Source organism: Nocardia paucivorans NBRC 100373, from assembly GCF_000308675.1.
Taxonomy (GTDB): Bacteria; Actinomycetota; Actinomycetes; order Mycobacteriales; family Mycobacteriaceae; genus Nocardia; species Nocardia paucivorans.
This window is the reverse complement of sequence record NZ_BAGE01000048.1, coordinates 190,402-207,266: the sequence shown is the minus strand read 5'-3', so window position 1 is coordinate 207,266 and position 16,865 is coordinate 190,402. Positions and strand designations below refer to the sequence as shown.

16 protein-coding genes are annotated in these 16,865 nt (G+C 66.9%); 9 read left to right on the top strand and 7 right to left on the bottom strand.

Translation table 11 applies throughout. From position 1 onward, the window contains the following. Positions 1–236: 236 nt before the first annotated feature. The 4 genes from ON32_RS18160 to ON32_RS18145 form a co-directional block, all read right to left on the bottom strand. Positions 237–791, bottom strand: coding sequence for a MogA/MoaB family molybdenum cofactor biosynthesis protein (locus tag ON32_RS18160; protein ID WP_051133393.1), 555 nt, complete (start codon positions 789–791; stop codon positions 237–239). After that, positions 791–2,059 (bottom strand): S1C family serine protease, encoded by a 1,269-nt coding sequence (locus ON32_RS18155; protein ID WP_083874611.1) that lies wholly within the window; start codon positions 2,057–2,059, stop codon positions 791–793. The genes ON32_RS18160 and ON32_RS18155 overlap by 1 nt, the downstream gene beginning before the upstream one ends. A gap of 221 nt (positions 2,060–2,280) precedes the next feature. Continuing rightward, positions 2,281–3,714, bottom strand: a complete 1,434-nt coding sequence (locus ON32_RS18150; RefSeq protein ID WP_245551128.1) for a HAMP domain-containing sensor histidine kinase — start codon at positions 3,712–3,714, stop codon at positions 2,281–2,283. A gap of 111 nt (positions 3,715–3,825) precedes the next feature. Further along, positions 3,826–4,512: a response regulator transcription factor gene (locus ON32_RS18145; RefSeq protein WP_040792126.1), complete on the bottom strand. Its 687-nt coding sequence runs from the start codon at positions 4,510–4,512 to the stop codon at positions 3,826–3,828. A 337-nt stretch (positions 4,513–4,849) separates the two neighbouring features. Here ON32_RS18145 and ON32_RS18140 point away from each other — a divergent pair, with 337 nt between their 5' ends. The 5 genes from ON32_RS18140 to ON32_RS18120 are packed head-to-tail and all read left to right on the top strand — an operon-like array spanning position 4,850 to position 10,173. Beyond that, on the top strand, positions 4,850–7,873 hold the full coding sequence (locus tag ON32_RS18140) for an ATP-binding protein (RefSeq protein WP_040792125.1): 3,024 nt from the start codon (positions 4,850–4,852) through the stop codon (positions 7,871–7,873). Next, positions 7,870–8,277 carry a roadblock/LC7 domain-containing protein gene (locus ON32_RS18135; protein ID WP_040792124.1) on the top strand — a complete coding sequence of 136 codons (408 nt, stop codon included), beginning with the start codon at positions 7,870–7,872 and terminating at the stop codon, positions 8,275–8,277. Before ON32_RS18140 ends, ON32_RS18135 begins: the two co-directional genes overlap by 4 nt. A 7-nt stretch (positions 8,278–8,284) precedes the next feature. Further along, positions 8,285–8,659, top strand: a complete 375-nt coding sequence (locus ON32_RS18130) for a DUF742 domain-containing protein (RefSeq protein WP_040792123.1) — start codon at positions 8,285–8,287, stop codon at positions 8,657–8,659. After that, entirely contained in the window at positions 8,649–9,272 is a 624-nt protein-coding gene (locus tag ON32_RS18125; RefSeq protein WP_040792198.1) for a GTP-binding protein, read from the top strand. The genes ON32_RS18130 and ON32_RS18125 overlap by 11 nt, the downstream gene beginning before the upstream one ends. Next, entirely contained in the window at positions 9,265–10,173 is a 909-nt protein-coding gene (locus tag ON32_RS18120; RefSeq protein ID WP_174361648.1) for an MHYT domain-containing protein, read from the top strand. Before ON32_RS18125 ends, ON32_RS18120 begins: the two co-directional genes overlap by 8 nt. 402 nt (positions 10,174–10,575) lie before the next feature. Here ON32_RS18120 and ON32_RS18115 read toward each other — a convergent pair whose 3' ends face one another. The 3 genes from ON32_RS18115 to ON32_RS18110 form a co-directional block, all read right to left on the bottom strand. Further along, positions 10,576–11,280, bottom strand: a complete 705-nt coding sequence (locus ON32_RS18115) for an SAF domain-containing protein (RefSeq protein ID WP_051133392.1) — start codon at positions 11,278–11,280, stop codon at positions 10,576–10,578. Between the two features lie 110 nt (positions 11,281–11,390). Next, positions 11,391–11,714: an FmdB family zinc ribbon protein gene (locus ON32_RS27855; RefSeq protein WP_083874610.1), complete on the bottom strand. Its 324-nt coding sequence runs from the start codon at positions 11,712–11,714 to the stop codon at positions 11,391–11,393. Positions 11,715–11,784: 70 nt separating this feature from the next. Next, positions 11,785–12,411 carry a 5-formyltetrahydrofolate cyclo-ligase gene (locus tag ON32_RS18110; protein ID WP_051133391.1) on the bottom strand — a complete coding sequence of 209 codons (627 nt, stop codon included), beginning with the start codon at positions 12,409–12,411 and terminating at the stop codon, positions 11,785–11,787. Between the two features lie 158 nt (positions 12,412–12,569). On the opposite strand from ON32_RS18110, the gene ON32_RS18105 reads away from it, so the two are divergent. The 4 genes from ON32_RS18105 to sepX all read left to right on the top strand — a co-directional run bounded on the left by ON32_RS18105 (position 12,570) and on the right by sepX (position 16,752). Next, the gene (locus ON32_RS18105; protein WP_040792122.1) at positions 12,570–13,535 is read left to right on the top strand and encodes a UTP--glucose-1-phosphate uridylyltransferase; all 966 of its coding nucleotides are present in this window, start codon (positions 12,570–12,572) and stop codon (positions 13,533–13,535) included. 36 nt (positions 13,536–13,571) lie between these two features. After that, positions 13,572–14,831 (top strand): molybdotransferase-like divisome protein Glp, encoded by a 1,260-nt coding sequence (gene glp, locus ON32_RS18100; RefSeq protein ID WP_040792121.1) that lies wholly within the window; start codon positions 13,572–13,574, stop codon positions 14,829–14,831. A gap of 12 nt (positions 14,832–14,843) precedes the next feature. Next, a complete protein-coding gene (locus tag ON32_RS18095) occupies positions 14,844–15,494 on the top strand; it encodes a GNAT family N-acetyltransferase (RefSeq protein ID WP_085995226.1) in 651 nt (216 codons plus the stop codon). Between the two features lie 265 nt (positions 15,495–15,759). Further along, positions 15,760–16,752, top strand: a complete 993-nt coding sequence (gene sepX / locus ON32_RS18090) for a divisome protein SepX/GlpR (RefSeq protein WP_040792120.1) — start codon at positions 15,760–15,762, stop codon at positions 16,750–16,752. Positions 16,753–16,865: the final 113 nt, after the last annotated feature.

Sequence of the window (16,865 nt, the reverse complement as noted above, 5' to 3'; positions counted from 1 at the left end):
GCGGTTCACCACGGACAGGGGGCGGTTGTCACGGTTCGCGGGCTAACCGACACCGCCGTGATGCGGTGGCACCTGGGCGCGCAGCCATTCCTCGGAATCGGTTCGTCGGACGGGGTTCTCGTCGTCTCGTTCGTCTCGGGTCGTGCTCGGTAGGACGTCGCCGAAGACGCGGTCCAGACGGGCCCGGTCCCCCATCCGACGTGGACGGGGACCGCCGGGAGAATCGGAGCCGGATGTCATTCCATCAGGCCGGACAGTTCGCCGATCACTCGGCTGGCGAGCGGTCCCAAGGTGGCCATACCGTCGCGGATCGCGGCCCGGGTGCCCGGCAGGTTCACCACCAGGGTGCTCCCCGAGATACCGGCCAGACCACGGGACAGTCCGGCGTCCAGCGAGCCGGCCACCCGTCCGGATGAGCGCAACGCCTCGCTGATGCCGGGCAGTTCCCGATCCAGCACCTGGGAGGTGGCCTCCGGGGTGACATCACGCGGGGACATACCGGTCCCGCCGACCGAGATGACCAGGTCGACGCCGCCGATCACCGCTGTATTGAGCGCGTTGCGGATCGCCACCTCATCGGCTTCTACCGACACCGACGCGTCCACCAGGAACCCGGCCTCGGTGAGCAGTTCGGTGACCAACGGGCCGAGGGAATCCTCGCCGCCGTGCGCCGTTCGATCGTCGACGATCACGACCAGTGCCCGCCCCGCCACGGGAGCATCGATTTCCATAGTGCTCACCGTAGCGTCCGTGGGCATGCCGGGCTCCCAGCCCCCGGTTACCAACTGCATCAGCGGTCTCCTTCCACAGGGGCGGCGGCCAAGGTCACTTCGACCGTTTTGCTGTTGCCGCCGCGTTCGTCGGTATAGGTAACCTTCACCTTGTCTCCGGGTGTCCGGGAGCGCACCGCCGCGACGAGTCCGTCGCCGGAGGTGATGGTGCGGTCGTCGACCCGGGTCACTATGACGCCGCGCGGAATACCCGCGGCGGCGGCCGGGCCGTTGGGGGCGACATCGAGTATCCGGGCCCCCGTGATCGTCTCGTCGCGCTGCACGGTGACGCCGATCTGGGCGTAGGTGGCGTGGCCGGTGTTGATCAGCTCGTCGGCGACGCGGCGGGCCTGATCGACCGGGATCGCGAAACCGAGACCGATGGAACCGCTCTGCTGCCCGCCGAGCCCACTGGCGCCGAGGGTGGCGATAGCGGTATTGATTCCCACGAGTTTGCCCTGTTCGTCCACCAGGGCGCCCCCGGAATTGCCCGGGTTGATCGCGGCATCGGTCTGGATGGCATCGATGACCGGGTTGGGCACCGTCGGATCGTTGCCGCCCTCACCGGTGGTGGACACCGGACGGTTGAGCGCCGAGACGATGCCGGTGGTAACCGTGCCCGCGAGTCCGAGCGGTGACCCGATGGCGACAACCGGCTGGCCGACCTGCAACCCGGCCGAACTGCCCAGTTCGATCGGGGTCAGATCGGTGCGGCCCGCGGCCTTGATAACCGCCAGATCGGATACCGGGTCGGCGCCCACCAGAGTGGCCGGCGCGGTGCTCCCATCGGCGAAGGAGACCCGCATCTCTGCCCTCGGCCCGCCACCGGAGGCGACATGGTGGTTGGTCAGGATCAAGCCGTCGGAGGACAGGATCACCCCGGAGCCCTCCCCCTGTGCCCGGTTGCTGGCCACCTCGATCATCACCACCGAGGGCAGCACTTTCTGCGCCACGGCCTGCACCGTACCCGGCGGGGCGGCGGCGGTGTTATCGATTCTCGGCCGGGGCGAATCCAAGGCGTTGACCGCGGGGGCCCGGCTTCCCGATCCGTCGTCGGATCCGGCGACCAGCGCCCCAACCGCCCCGCCGATCCCGCCGCTCACCAGCGCGAGCGCCACTGCGCCCGCGATCAGGCCGGTACGTATCGGCCGGTGGGGCGGTTCGACCGGCGGACCCATCGGGGGGTATCCCGCGCCCATCTGCGGATACCCGGGCTGGGGATGCCCGGGTGCGGATGGCGTCGGATCCTGCTCGACCGGGTGCGGTCGCTGGGTGAAATCCTCGGTCATGGCTTTCTCGTTCCTTCACACATCTGTCGCCCAGCCTGGCGGTGACGACTGAGAGCGGACTGAGACCGCGCTTTCAGTTTTCTGCGTATCACGGTTCGCGGCGATCACCGCGGGTGTGTGGGTCGCAATTGGATACCGATCACGACCAGGGCCGATGGATGCGCCGGATATCGTTTCACCCGCGAAACCGAAGTCGACCGTGGGGTGGGTGCAGGGATTGTTCAAGGCTGTTGTTCCGCCGGTTCCGTCGGTGCTCCACTTTCGCCGGGCAGCACGATACGGACCAGAGCGCCACCGCGCTCGGAGGTGTCGATGGCAATGGTGCCCCCGTGTTTGATGACGACCTGTTTCACAATGGCCAGCCCCAGGCCGGAACCCGGCATGGATCGGGAGGCCGTGGTGCGGTAGAACCGCTCGAAAACCAGTTCGCGCTCGGTGGGCGGAATACCGGGACCGGCGTCGTCGACCGATAGTTCCAGCAGGCCGCGTCCCGTTTCCGCCATGACCACCCGCACCCGCTCCCCGGGGGGGCTCCATTTCGCGGCATTGTCGAACACATTGAGAACCGCCCGCTCCAGAGCGGCTTCCTGTCCGTAGACGAACCAGGGCCGGAGTTCGGCGGCGAACTCGACCGCGCCGCGGCGGCGCACGCGTTCCAGCGCGCGTTCGGTCACCTCGCCCAGGTCCACCCGTTCGTAGACACTTTCCGGCGCGTCCTCCCGGGCCAGGTCCACCAGATCGCCGACCAGGTTGGACAGCTCCTCGATCTGGGCCATCACATCCGAGCGCAGTTCGGCCATATCCTCGTCGGGAATATCGGGGGCGCCCGGGCGACTCGACGCGATGAGCAGTTCCATATTGGTGCGCAGCGAGGTCAACGGCGTGCGCAGTTCGTGTCCGGCGTCGGCCACCAACCGTCGCTGGCGATCCCGGGATTCGGCGAGTGCGCGCAGCATGGTGTTGAAACTCTCGGTGAGCCGGGCGAGTTCGTCGTCGCCGGTGACCGGGATGGGAGTCAGGTCGTCGGTGCGCGCGATGCGTTCGGTGGCGGCGGTGAGTCGCGCGATCGGGCGCAAACCGGTGCGGCCCACCGCGGTTCCGGCCGCGGCGGCGAGGACGACGCCGCAGCCGCCGACCACGAACAGCAGCCAGGCCAGCCGATCGAGTACCTCGCGGGTCGGTTCCAGACGCTGGGAGATCACCAGGGTGACACCGGAGTCCATGCGCCGGGCCAGTACCCGTTGATTGTTGTAGGTGCGCAGGGACGATGTGCGTTCGCCCTCGGCGACCTCGATCTCCTCGGTTCCGATCGGTGGTTTGGTCGGTTGCGGTGGCATGTACACCGGCAGGCTGCCGGGCTCGGTCCTCTCCTGGGCGGACACCGAGAACGGGTAGATCAGGGCGACACCGATATCGTTCGAGAACAGGGTCGCCACTCCGAGCGACTGGAAGGCCATATTGTCGATATCGCCGCTGATCATGGTGGCCGAGCGGGCCCGTAACTGGGCGTCCACCGCGTTGTAGAGTGCCCGCGCCACCATGGCGTAGGCGGCGATGGAGGTGACCGCGACCGCGATGGCGACCACGGAGGCGGCCAGCAGCGTCACCCGCCACCGCAGGGAAACGGAGCGGGTGAGTGGCGTCGGCGGGCGCATCGGCGCCGGTTCGTCCGGCCAGGGACGGCCGAGGGGAGCGACGGTCGGTCGAGTGGTTCGGGTAGGCCGTTTCGCCGAGGTGCGAGGAGTACGTGCCATTGCGGACGCAGCTTACGGCGGGGTTTCGCGCAGAACGTAACCGACACCGCGCACGGTGTGGATGAGGCGGGGCTCACCGTCGGCCTCGGTCTTGCGACGCAGGTAGCCGATGTAGACCTCCAGCGCGTTACCAGAGGTGGGGAAGTCGTAGCCCCAGACCTCCTCCAGGATGCGTCCTCGGGTGAGCACTCGGCGCGGATTCGCCATCAACATTTCCAGCAGTGAGAATTCGGTGCGGGTCAACGAGATCGCACGGTTGCCCCGGGACACCTCCCGGGTAACCGGGTCCAGCGACAGATCGGCGAACCGCATGGTTTCGGAGTCGTCGTCGGGGCCCGAGGCCCGGCGGCGCAGCAGGGCGCGCAGTCGCGCGAGCAGTTCCTCCAGCGCGAACGGTTTCGGTAGGTAATCATCGGCGCCGGCGTCGAGGCCGGCCACGCGTTCGGATACCGAGTCGCGGGCGGTGAGGACCAGGATCGGTAGATCGTCACCGGTGCTGCGTAACCGGCGGCACACCTCGAGACCGTCCAGTCGCGGCATCATCACATCCAGGACGAGTGCGTCCGGTCGTTGGCCGGCGGCCTTCTCCAAAGCGTCGAGACCGTCCACTGCCAGATCGACGGTGTAGCCGTTGAAGGTCAGCGATCGGCGCAGCGATTCTCGCACGGCACGATCGTCGTCGACTACCAGAATGCGCATGCCTCCAGTTTGAACGTATCGACTGAGAGGCATCTGAGAGGAGGTCGAAACACGCCGTCCGTCACTTTTTCCCTATCGTGACAGTGGGCGTGACCTGGCTCATTCGTTGTTTACCGGTGTATGCGCACACAGAACCGGCAGGCCTCGAAAGGTATTCCGTCCAAGTATTTTCAAGGATAAAAAGGATAAGGTCAGCGATTGCCGTTATCTACTGTGCGCGGTATGTTCCGAGCGGGAAAAAACAGACCTCTGGTTGGTTCCGTGCGGTGGGAACCGTAAACGCGAACAGCACCAATGCCACACGAGGTCGTTCGTGATGCGGAGGCGACAGAGGCGGATGGAAGCACCGCGATTCTGGCAATTCAATCTGTCCAACTGGTCGGTCACCCGCAAGGTCGGCATCGTGCTCGTGCTGCCCGTTCTGTTGGCCACCGTCTTCGCGGTCCTGCGTATCAACAACGAGCTGCGTGCTCTCGAGATGCTCGGCGCCGCCACCGAACAGTCCGAGATCATCGAGCCGCTGGTCCGTTACGGTGCCGCCACCGAACAACTCGCCCTCACCACCGTCGCCGGTCGGACCGCCACGACGAGTCCGGAGACCGAGGCCGCGCTCACCGCCTTCAACTCCGCGCTCACCGATCTGGAGAACGCCCTGGGCGAAGCGGATGTCACCGGTGAGGTGAAGACCGAGGTCGCCGCCGCTGTGGCACTCGGCTCCACCATGCGCAACAGTCTGCGTAACGGGTCGCCCGCCATGATGGCCGACCACGCCGATGAGATCGCGGCGCGGTTGGGCAATGCGCTGATGCTGTCGCCCACCGTCGAAGACCTCGATATCCAGCGGTATTTCCAGCAGCTGACCACGATCCAGAACGCGCGCCGACAGCTGACCGTCCAGCGGATGGCGCTCGGTTCCCCCGACGCGGCGAACAATCCGAGCATGCGGGCCCGGGTACTGACCTCCGGGGGCGCCGAGCTGACGATGATCTCCCTGTACGGGCAGGTCAGGCCGGATGACATGGAGGGTGTGCGCACCCTGCTCGACGCCGTGCAGACCCGCTTGACGGCCTTCGGTCAAAACACTCCCGATTCGGCGGCCGATCCGGCCGTGCGCGACTCCCTGCGGATCAGCGCCGACACCTACAACTCCATAACCGATCACCTGATCCGGGTCGTCGACACCTCCCTGTACGACAGCACCATCGAGGCCCGAAACAGCGCGTTGCGCGAGTCCGCGCTGGTCGTCGCGGTGCTCTTGGCCGGTCTGGCGCTGGCACTGGCGGTGGCTCGTACCCTGGTCGTCCCGGTGCGCCGCCTGCGCCGCGATGCGCTCGAGGTCGCCCATGTGAAACTGCCCGACGAACTCGCCGTGGTGCGCAGCGGTGGCGCCACCCCCCAGGTCGAGCCGGTCGATGTCCAGGGCGAGGACGAGATCGGTCAGCTGGCCCGCGCGGTCGACGAAATCCACGAGCAGGCACTCGAGCTGGCGGCCGAACAGGCCCGATTGCGCCTGCAGATCGGCAATATGTTCGAGACCCTGTCCCGGCGCAGCCAGACCCTGGTGGAGCAGCAGCTGGCGCTGATCGAGGAACTCGAACACGACGAGGACGACCCCGGCCGGTTGCAGAGCCTGTTCCGACTCGACCATCTGGCCACCCGAATGCGTCGCAATGGTGACAATCTGCTGGTGCTCGCCGGCACGCCGCTGCGTCGGGGGGTGCTGCCGCCGGTACCGCTGACGGATATGCTCTGGTCCGCGGTTTCCCAGGTCGAGGACTACCAGCGCGTCGAAATCGGCAATGTGCCCGAGGGCGTCGTCGCCGGTGAGGTAGCGGTCGACATCGAGCATCTGCTGGCCGAGCTGATCGATAACGCATTGCGCTATTCACCCCCCAGTGCTCCGGTGGCCGTAACGGTTTCACGTGCGGTGGATGGTGGCTATCTGATCGAGATCACCGACCGCGGCCTCGGTATGTCGGCAGAGGACCTCCAGGCCATCAATGCCCGCCTGGCCTCCGGTGGACAGATCGATGTCGAAACCGCCCGCCGTATGGGCCTGTTCGTCGTCGGCCGGTTGGCGAAACGCCACTCGATCACGGTCGGGCTGCGGCGCACGTCCATCATGGCGCAGCAGCCGGGTATCACCGCGAGCGTGCATCTGCCCGGCGCGCTGGTCGCCCCCGATACCGGTGCGGCGGCCGAGGACCTGTCTCCTGCGCTCGGCGGGGCGCCCGACCCGGCGTTCGACCGTCCCGCGGCGACCCAGCGTGCGTTGTCGGTCGTACCGGATCCGTCCACCCGGACGTCGGCGCAGACGCAACAGCCTGCGCGTTTCGCCGAACCGCTGCTGCCCCGCGGCGGCTCCTTCCCGTCGAACCCGTCGAACCCGCCGAATACCCCCACCCCGGTGGGATCGTCGGCGGACAAATCTGCGTTCGGTACCGGTGAGTTCGCGCTGCCGCAGCGTCGCCCGATGAACCGAGGCACCGATACACCGGCCCCGGCCACCTCGTTCGGGTCGTCCGCGACGAATCGCCCGGCCGATTCCGCCCTTACGGGCGGCGGGATGTGGTCCACGAACCCGGGCACCACTTTCGACGACCACGAACACGGCGCGGCCGGCGCGGGAATCACCCCGCGAAGCAGTTCCGGTCTGCCGATGCGCAGGCGTCCGGAATCGGAGTCGCCGGCGTTTTCGGCGTTCGGAGAAGCCGAGACCACGACCGGGAGCGACGGATCGTTCGACGCGGATCCGGAGGAGCCGACCGGTTTGTGGTCGGAGGCCTACAAGACACAGTCCTATCCGGAGGTGAGCCTCGAACCGGAACCCGAACGCGATACCGTCCGTTCGGGGATGACCACGGCGAACCCGAGCTCCGAATGGTCGCTACCCTCCCGGACCACGCCCTCGGACCCATCGTCCTGGCGGTCCGGATTCGATCGCGACGAGACGGATACCGGTGCGGAACGCCCCTCGTTCGAGCCGAATCCGACAACCACCGGTTCCCACCGGCTGCAACCGGTGACCGGTGAGTCTCCCACCCCGATCTATCAGCGCATGGTTTCGGAATGGTTGGTCGAGCCCGCCGCTGCGGACACACCCGGCCGGAGCTGGTCGTCCCCCGGGGACGACGGTTGGCTTGCCGCCGAGGACGCCGCCAAACCGACCTCCACCTCCCGAACCACAGGCGGCCTGCCGATCCGCCGCCCCGGCGCACAGCTGGTACCCGGGGGTCTGGCACCTGTCGAGGAAGAAGCCCCACGTAACCCGGAGGAGATCCGGAACAGCCTGACCAGACATCTCAGTGGCGTCCGCAGTGGACGGGCCCATGCACAGAACAACGATGGAGGGCTTGCATGACCAATCCGAAGAGCGGCACGGACGAGAACCTCAACTGGCTGGTGGCCCGGTTCACCCGGGAGGTCCCGGGCGTTTCCCACTCCGTCCTGGTCTCCGCGGACGGGCTGTTGCAGGCCACCAGTCCACACCTGCCCGAGGACCGGGCCGAACAGCTCGCGGCCGTCACCGCCGGACTGGCGAGTCTCTCGAGCGGCGCAGCTCAGCTTTTCGACGGTGGCAAGGTGATGCAGTCCATTGTGGAGATGCAGCGCGGCTACTTATTGGTGATGAGTGTGGGCAATGGCTCGCACCTGGCCGTTCTGGCCAATAAACAGCACGATATCGGCCGTATCGGCTACGAGATGGCGCTACTGGTCGACCGGGTCGGCTCAGTGGTCAGCGCGACCGCCCGTTCCACTGTTTGAGTAGGCCATGTCCGATTACGGCCCCGGGCCACAGAACCGTTCCGCCAATCGCGTCCGTCCGTACGCCCTGACCGCCGGTCGTACGGAACCCGCCGTCGACCTGCCCATCGAGGCGGTGGTCGAAACGATTTCCTATCACGCTCATGTCGACCGCGGCGCCGGAGATATTCGGATGGAGATTCTCCGCCTCGCCGTACATCGATTGTCGGTCGCCGAAATCGCCGCGCACCTGGACCGTTCGCTCGGCATGGTCCGTGTGGTCATCGGTGACCTCGTCGTGGACGGAAATCTACGCGTGCATTCGACCATGAGCGAGAAGTCGAGTTACGACGAACGCCGTTCCCTGATGGAGAGGACATTGCGTGGACTCCGTGCCCTATAGGAACGCCGACACCACCGCCGCGCCCCACGACCGAGAGCGCCCCGCTTCGACCAAGATTGTCGTCGCCGGTGGTTTCGGGGCGGGTAAGACCACTTTCGTGGATGCGGTTTCCGAGATCGTCCCCTTGCGCACCGAGGCCATGGTGACCAGCTTTTCCGATGGTGTCGACGATCTCGCCGACACCCCGGACAAGACGACCACCACGGTCGCCATGGATTTCGGGCGCATCATCCTGCCGGGGAATCTGACGCTCTACCTGTTCGGCACCCCCGGGCAACGTCGGTTCTGGTTCATGTGGGACGACCTGGTTCGCGGCGCCATCGGCGCGGTGGTGCTGGTCGACACCCGCAGGCTGGAGGACAGTTTCGCGGCGGTGGATTTCTTCGAGGCACGCAAACTGCCGTTCCTGGTGGCGGTCAACCGGTTCCCGGGCGCACCACGGTTCCCGATGGCGGAACTCCGGGAGGCGCTGGCGGTGCGGGAGGGTGTGCCGATCGTCGATATCGATGCGCGTAATGCGGTGGAAGTGCGCCAAACACTGGCCGCGGTCACGGAATACGCGATTTCCCGGCTACAGGAAGCGGAGTTCGGAAAGGTCTCCCGGCATGGCTGACACCCAGCGGCTGACGGCCGCGAGCGAGGTGAATGTCGAGCTGTTCACGATGGGGTATTGGCTGCCCGTTCTGGTGTTCGGCGTCTCGGTGGTCGGTATGACGGTTGGTTTGGCGTGCGGCGTGAACGCACGCCGGTCGATTCGGTTCCGTCCTGTGTGGGTGGCCGCCGCCGCGGTGGCGATCGGCGGGGTCGGTATTTGGGTGGCCACGGTGGTGTCGCTGCTCGGGCTGTCGTTACCGGGTGGGGACGTACTGCGCTACGACCCGGGGAAGTTGATCACCTCCGGCGGGATGGCCGTATTGGCGGTATTCGTCGCGATGATGATCGCCGGACGGGAGTTTCGGCCGCGGCGGCTGGCCGGCGGCGCGGTGGCGTTCGCGGTGTTCCTGGCCATCATGCTGTACGAGATGCTGGATTCGGTGGATTTCCACGGCCGGGTCGAGGTGACTCCCTGGCTGTTCGCCCTGGCCGTCGTGGTCGGCACCCTCGCCTCCTCGCTGTGTCTGTGGTTGTTCCAGGTGTACCGGTTCCCCCTGGCCCGGATCGGCACGGTTATGGCGTTCGCCCTGGGGGTGATCGCGTACTACCACCTCGGTGTCCTGGGACTGGAATTCATCGTGGACGAGTCGGCCGGTTCGTCGCACGGACAGGAACTGTTCGGTTTCGCGTTCCCCGCATTCGTCGTGGGCATGCTGTCGTTGGCGGTGCCGATCACCGCCGTGCTGGTGGCGCCGGATCGCCGGAACACCGAAATGGCCACCGTGGTCGAGGATCGCGTGAAAAGGAAGACCGAGGGCAAGAAGGACGCCGACACCGATGATTCGGATCAGCGGGATCCTTGGCCGACCGGGTCGTTGCCCAGGAAACGTCCGGCCTCCGTGGCCGAAACGCTGCGCTGAACTGCCCCAGAAGTGGCGATGAGCGGGTCTCCCGTTTCCGGGAGACCCGCCCTCACGCACGAGGATAGCGACTTGATGCTCCGAAAAGGTCGAAGCGACAAAATTTTTTATCGGGTCGTATGGCGGCGCGATGGGCCGCACCTCCGGTGGGCAAACACGGCGCAATCGATTTTTCGTGACACCTTTTCGTGACACCGGGGAAAGAATCCATCACATGGGATAGCCCGGAGATTGCCATCGGGGCGCTGTGTATCCCCGGAAGGCCTTCCTGCGCAGTCGATGTCATGTCCAGGGGGGATGACACGAGGGTGAGCCTTCGTGTAGCCGTGATATGGCCCGATATCGGTGATATTCGGGAGTCACGTTGTCGCACACCCGTCGCGGCATTCCGGCTCGCTTTCGTCAATGGAACACCACTGTGAGGGCAGTGTTCAGCGAGGCCGCGGCGACGGCCGCGGCTCGGGTGGAATCCAGGGCGAGGAGTACCACCCGATCGTTTGCTCGGCCCGGGCCCGGTTCGGTGGGTGATCCGGAGACCAGTACCACCGCCGCGTCGGTGGCCAGTGTGGTGGCCGCGGCGGTCTCGCTGTTCTCGACGGACACCACGTCCACCCGGTCCCCGGCGCGGAGCACATCGGTGACCGCATCGTCGGCCAGTCGGATCGGCACGATCCGGGCGTTCTCGGTCCCCGAGGCGACCGCGGCCAGGCGGGGGCCGACCACCCGCAGATCGGTGACGATCTCCCCGGCCCGTAGGGCTGCGGTGAGTATCGCACCGGTCAACGGCGCCGGGTCGTGGACGGCGCCGGCGGGAAGTGTCTCGGCGGGCCGGTTGGTGATCCGCAGATCGGCCGGATCCAGTAGGCGACCGGGCGGGAGGTCATGGCTCGCCACGACGACGGCGACACGGGCTTCATCGGGATCGCCGCGAAACCACAGGACCACAGCGGCTGTGGCGAACACGACGGCCAGAAGGCGGCGCACCAGGAGTGCATCGGCCCAGGTCGGCCGATGTGCGAAGACGTCGCGCCAGGTTTCTCCGTTGCCGAGCGTACGTCGGAAGCGGAGTTGTCCACCCGGGCGAATGGGGGCGCGTGCACGAGTCATGCGCCGAGCGTATGGCCGAGTTCAGCGGGCCGGACGAGGTGAACGACCGGTTGTGGACAACTTCCGGGGTGTGGACGGCGGACCGTACTCCGCGGAAGCGACTCGTGGGATCAGGCGGCCGGTGAGGAGGATGTAGTGCTCGTCGACGTGGACGTTGACGTAGACGTTGACGTGGACGTTGACGTGGACTCGGACTTGGTGGTCGAGCTGTTCGAGCCGTTATCGGACTTGGCGGGTTCGCTGGCGGTGCTCGAACCGGCCCGGCTGTCGGTGCGGTAGAAGCCGCTGCCCTTGAAAACGATCCCCACCGAGTTGAAGAGTTTGCGCAGTTTCCCGGAGCACTCGGAGCACACGGTCAACGCCTCGTCGGTGAAGGACTGGACGATATCGAAGCGGTTGTCACACTGGGTGCAGGCGTAAGAATAGGTTGGCACTGGATCCTCCGGCGGGTCTCGTCGAGTTAGCACTCTACAGCCGACAGTGCCAACGCCGCTAGTCCGGGGCTTATTCCCGTGGGCCGGGATCGTGAGCAACGTGACAGTTCGAGGTCGGACGCAGCCCGCCGGATGGGGTGAGCGTCCACCCCATCCGGATATCGTGCGGGTCCTCCGGCAGGCGCTCGACCAATTCGTCGTCGCGTATCACCGCGATCAGTCGGGCGGCGGGGGCAGCCGCGACCAGGGTGCGGTCGTAGTAACCGGCGCCGCGACCCAGTCGGACCCCGCGGCGGTCCACCGCCAGGGCCGGCACCAGGATCAGTTCGGCCCGGCCGACGGTCTCGGGCGGTAATACCGGGCCGACGGGTTCGAGCAACCCGTACCGGGCCGGGCGCAGCTCCGCGGTGCCGGTGTACTCCCCCCACGACAGCGGGCCGGGCGGCCCGGTCACCGGCAGCAACACCCGCGCCCCGGCCGTCCGCAGGGCCTCCAACATCGCCGTCGACCCCGGTTCGTCCTGCCTCGGGACATAGGCGCATGCCCACGCGCCCGGATCGACGCCGCGCAGGGCCGCCGCCAAGGCGGCCGCCTCATCCGCGCGGCGTCGGACCGAGACCGTGGCGCGGCGGGCCAGGATCTCCCTGCGCCGGATATGTTTGCCGTGATCATCGGGCATGTACACAGTGACCACCATAGGTCCACGACGGTATCCGCCCAGGTCGGGTGGGGTCCGCTCCGCGGTTACCCCCTCCACCGTCGATGGGATGTCGAATGCCGTCCGCTCGATTCCGTTCCGGTCGCCGAGCCGTGTGCAGCCGGTCGCGGGACGTTATCGATGGATAGGGTGTGTGTATGACAATCGAGGCCGCAGAGCATGGCGAGGAGTTCGTCCCGGCGGGGGGATCGAGTTTCCGTACTGCCGTTGTGCCGGCGGCCGGACTCGGAACTCGATTTCTGCCCGCGACCAAAACGGTGCCCAAGGAATTGCTGCCGGTGGTCGATACCCCCGGAATCGAATTGGTGGCCACCGAGGCCGCCGAATCCGGAGCCGAGCGACTGGTGATCGTGACATCGCCCGGTAAGAACGGGGTCGTGGCGCATTTCGTCGAAGATCTGGTGCTGGAGAACGCGCTGGTCGAACGCGGCAAATTTCATCTTTTGGAAAAAGTCCGCAAGGCGCCGGAGTTACTCGATGTGATCTCGGTGGTGCAGGAGGAACCGCTTGGGCTCGCGCATGCCGTGGCCCGAGCCGAACAGGTACTCGCTCCCGACGAGGACGCGGTCGCCGTGCTGCTGCCGGACGATCTGGTGCTGCCGTGCGGGGTGCTGGCAGCGATGAGCCGGGTACGCCGAGAACTGGGCGGATCGGTGCTGTGCGCCATCGAGGTACGCGCGGAGGAGATCGGTGCGTACGGCGTATTCGATGTCGCGCCGGCGCCCGATGCGCTCGGGCCGAATGTCTTGCGCGTCAAGGGCATGGTGGAGAAACCGCATCCGGACGCGGCGCCGTCCACCTTCGCCGCCGCGGGACGTTATTTGTTGGACCGCGCGATATTCGACGCCGTACGACGGATCGGTCCCGGCGCGGGCGGTGAACTACAACTCACCGATGCCATTTCCCTGCTGATATCCGAAGGTCATCCGGTACATGTGGTGGTGCACCGTGGGTCGCGCCATGATTTGGGGAACCCGGGCGGCTATCTTCGTGCTGCGGTGGATTTCGCGCTGCAGCGGGAGGAATATGGTCCTGCCCTACGCGAATGGCTTCGGAACCGGCTCGGCCCCGACCGGGATCCACAGCTCACCGCGTACCAATGAGATCGACTGCTAGCGAGGAAGATCGGGAAGGGCCGAATGCGCTCGGTTGAGGATCAGCAGATCAAGGTGACTGCCGCGGCGGTCGCGCCCCGGCCGGTCCGAGTTCCGATCTCCGAGGCCCAAGGCCTGTTGTGCGCCGAGGACGTGATCACCGAACGGCCGTTGCCCGGATTCGATCAGGCCGCCATCGATGGTTACGCGGTCCGCAGTGTCGATGTCGCCTCCGCGGGTGCCGATATCCGTGACGAGAACGGCGACCTGGTGGATCTGACCCTGCCGGTGGTCGGAGAGGTGATGGCCGGTTCACGTCAGCCCATCCGACTCCAGCCCCGACAGACGGTGCGGGTCGCCACCGGCGCACCGCTGCCCACCCTGGCCGACGCGGTACTTCCATTGGACTACACCGATGGCGGTCTATCCCGGATCAAGGTCTACGAGCCGGTGCGTTCGGGGGATTACGTTCGCCGCACCGGCGATGATGTGCAACCGGGGGACGTCGCGGTCCGTGCGGGCACGATCATCGGCGCCGCACAGGTGGGCCTGCTCGCCGCCGTCGGCCAGGACAAGGTGCTGGTGCATCCGCGTCCTCGTCTGTCGGTGATATCCATCGGTGGGGAGCTGGTCGATATCGATCGCACCCCGGGACCCGGCCAGGTATACGACGTGAATTCGTATGCGTTGGCCGCCGCCGCGCGCGATGCCGGTGCGGATGTCAACCGAATCGGCATCGTCGACGGCGATCCCCGCCGCTTACGCGATGTGGTGGAGGGCCAGTTGGTCCGGGCCGAGATCGTTGTGATCGCGGGGGCGGTCGGTGGCTGGGCGTCCGAACAGGTACGTGAGGCGCTCGAGGGGCTCGGCGAACTGGAGATCACCCGGGTGGCAATGCATCCCGGTTCGGTGCAGGGCTTCGGGCGGCTCGGCCGCGACGAGGTGCCCACATTCCTGCTGCCGTCCAACCCGGTGGGCGCGCTGGTGGTGTTCGAGGTTATGGTACGGCCGTTGATTCGAATCGCGCTGGGGCGACGCCAGCCGATGCGTCGGATCATCAAGGCCCGCACGATAACGCCCATCCAGTCCATAGCCGGGCGTAAGGGGTATGTGCGGGCCCAACTCATGCGGGACGAAGCGACAGGTGAGTATCTGGTGCAGCCATTGGGCAACGGGGCGGGCGCGTCCTCCCATCTGTTGGCGACATTGGCCGAGGCGAATAGCCTGATCGTGGTCGAACCCGACGACACCGATATTCGTACCGGCGACAAGGTGCGAGTCGCATTCCTGGCGCAGCGCGGCTGAGAAGTGGAGTCGGTGAACGTGTTCCGAGTCTCCCAGCATCCCGGGTGGCCCGCGCGCCTGGGACCGGTCGGCGTGGCCGCCGGGGAGGTCTCGTTACGTCCGGTGCGGCTGCGCGACGCGGCCGCCTGGAGTCGGATCCGATTGCGCGACCGAGCACATCTGGAACCGTGGGAGCCCACCGGCCGAGGTACCTGGGAGACACGCAACCACGCGTCGAATTGGCCTCCCCTGTGGTCGAGTTTGAAGGCCGAGGCCCGCCGGGGGGCGATGATCCCGTTGGCCATCGAGGTCGACGGAGCCTTCAGTGGGCAGTTGACCGTCGGAAATATCGTGCGGGGAGCACTGCGTTCGGCGTGGATCGGCTATTGGGTGGCCAAGGATGTCGGCGGGAAGGGGGTGGCCACGGCCGCTCTCGCGTTGGGGCTCGATCACTGTTTCGGCCCGGTGGGACTGCATCGGGTGGAAGCGACTGTGCGACCGGAGAATCTGGCGAGCCAGGCCGTGTTGCGCAATGTGGGATTTCGTGAAGAAGGGCTGCTGCGCCGGTATCTCGATGTCGACGGCGCGTGGCGCGATCACCTGTTGGTCGGAATCACGGTGGAAGAGCTGTCGGGGCCGGTGGTGAATCGGTTGGCTCGGGAAGGGCGGTTGACGCTGAAGTGAATCGGTAATCGGCGAATCCGCCCGAGGTTGGCCCGGTCCGATGGAAATGTGACTCATGTGGCGCATGTGCTCGGCGCGCCTGCCGTGCCATCCCCCTACTCGGAATTAACCTACGGACGTCGGTGGTGCGCCCCCGTGCCACCGATCGGGAGCCCGCCACGCGCTCGGTGACCCGGTGCCGCAGGGTGATACCGCGGTCCGGTGAATGCCATTGGCCGTATGGGCTCACAACAACGACCAGGCGGGGACGGAGGTGTGGACGGCTATGCCGAATTCGATCCTGTGGATCGGCTTGGTCGTGCTCTGGGTCTTCGTGCTGTTCCCTATCCTCGCCGACCGCCATCCGAGAATACGACGAACCACCGACACCGCCCTGGCCACCCGGGTGCTGCACCGCGGAGATGCCAAGCGGCGAGCCAGAAGTGAGCATGCCCGCAAGCGGCCCACCCGCACCTACAGAAAGCGTCATCACAGTAAAGATGCGGAGGATCGGATGACGATATCGGCCGACGATCCCGTCGCCGAGACCGACGAGGAACACTCGGGCGCCGGTGTCGGCGTGGCCCTCGCGGACCCGCCGGACACCGTAGACGAGCGGTTCGACGTGGACGACGAGGCCGCCCGCGCCGTGGACACCGCGATCACCGACCCGGAGCCCGAACCATACGAGCGGGGCGACGCCGTACCGGCGCGGATCCCGCCTGCCGGCCCGCCCGCCCTGCGCGACCCCGAAACCGGCCGGCCGCACGATCTCGACGACGATTTCGTTCCCACCCGACGTGGCCGCGGTGGATACGACCCCGAAGCCGACGCGGCCGCCCGCGCCGCCCGCTACACCTTCCGCCAGCGCGCCGTCCTGGCTCTCGTGCTCGGGGCGCTGCTGTGCGGCGGTCTGGGTATCGCCGTGGCGCCCCCATTCTGGTGGGGCTGTGGGGGTGCGGTCACCGTGCTCGTCACCTACCTGGTCTATCTGCGCCGACAGGTGCGGATGGAGGAAGAGATCCGCCGGCGTCGCAGCGCCCGGTTGGCCCGCAACCGTCGGTTCGCCGAAGCCGGGCATCCCGGATACGCCGGTTCCGCCGGGCACCGGGGCATGGACCGCGATACCGCGCGCACATTGCTCCGCCGTTCCGAATTGCTGGAGCCCGACGACGAGGATCCGGCATTCGAGCACCTGGAGACCTACGATCCCACCATCGCTCGTACCGTTCGCCACCGCGCCGCCGGCGGTGATATCCGCCGGGCCGCCGGGGCGTGAACCGACCTGGACGGACGCCGGCGCCCGGAGGGAACGGCTAGCGACATACTCGCAGGTGAGGACCTCGATTCGGAGTCTGTGGCCCGTGTTTGCTACAGTGTCATGGCGGTTCG

What these genes read in the sequence shown, in the direction of transcription:
- ON32_RS18160 (WP_051133393.1), bottom strand. Translation starts at nt 791, where the DNA reads ATGCAGTTGGTAACCGGGGGCTGGGAGCCCGGCATGCCCACGGACGCT.
- ON32_RS18155 (WP_083874611.1), bottom strand. Translation starts at nt 2,059, where the DNA reads ATGACCGAGGATTTCACCCAGCGACCGCACCCGGTCGAGCAGGATCCG.
- ON32_RS18150 (WP_245551128.1), bottom strand. Translation starts at nt 3,714, where the DNA reads ATGCGCCCGCCGACGCCACTCACCCGCTCCGTTTCCCTGCGGTGGCGG.
- ON32_RS18145 (WP_040792126.1), bottom strand. Translation starts at nt 4,512, where the DNA reads ATGCGCATTCTGGTAGTCGACGACGATCGTGCCGTGCGAGAATCGCTG.
- ON32_RS18140 (WP_040792125.1), top strand. Translation starts at nt 4,850, where the DNA reads ATGGAAGCACCGCGATTCTGGCAATTCAATCTGTCCAACTGGTCGGTC.
- ON32_RS18135 (WP_040792124.1), top strand. Translation starts at nt 7,870, where the DNA reads ATGACCAATCCGAAGAGCGGCACGGACGAGAACCTCAACTGGCTGGTG.
- ON32_RS18130 (WP_040792123.1), top strand. Translation starts at nt 8,285, where the DNA reads ATGTCCGATTACGGCCCCGGGCCACAGAACCGTTCCGCCAATCGCGTC.
- ON32_RS18120 (WP_174361648.1), top strand. Translation starts at nt 9,265, where the DNA reads ATGGCTGACACCCAGCGGCTGACGGCCGCGAGCGAGGTGAATGTCGAG.
- ON32_RS18115 (WP_051133392.1), bottom strand. Translation starts at nt 11,280, where the DNA reads ATGACTCGTGCACGCGCCCCCATTCGCCCGGGTGGACAACTCCGCTTC.
- ON32_RS18110 (WP_051133391.1), bottom strand. Translation starts at nt 12,411, where the DNA reads ATGGTGGTCACTGTGTACATGCCCGATGATCACGGCAAACATATCCGG.
- ON32_RS18105 (WP_040792122.1), top strand. Translation starts at nt 12,570, where the DNA reads ATGACAATCGAGGCCGCAGAGCATGGCGAGGAGTTCGTCCCGGCGGGG.
- glp (WP_040792121.1), top strand. Translation starts at nt 13,572, where the DNA reads ATGCGCTCGGTTGAGGATCAGCAGATCAAGGTGACTGCCGCGGCGGTC.
- sepX (WP_040792120.1), top strand. Translation starts at nt 15,760, where the DNA reads ATGCCGAATTCGATCCTGTGGATCGGCTTGGTCGTGCTCTGGGTCTTC.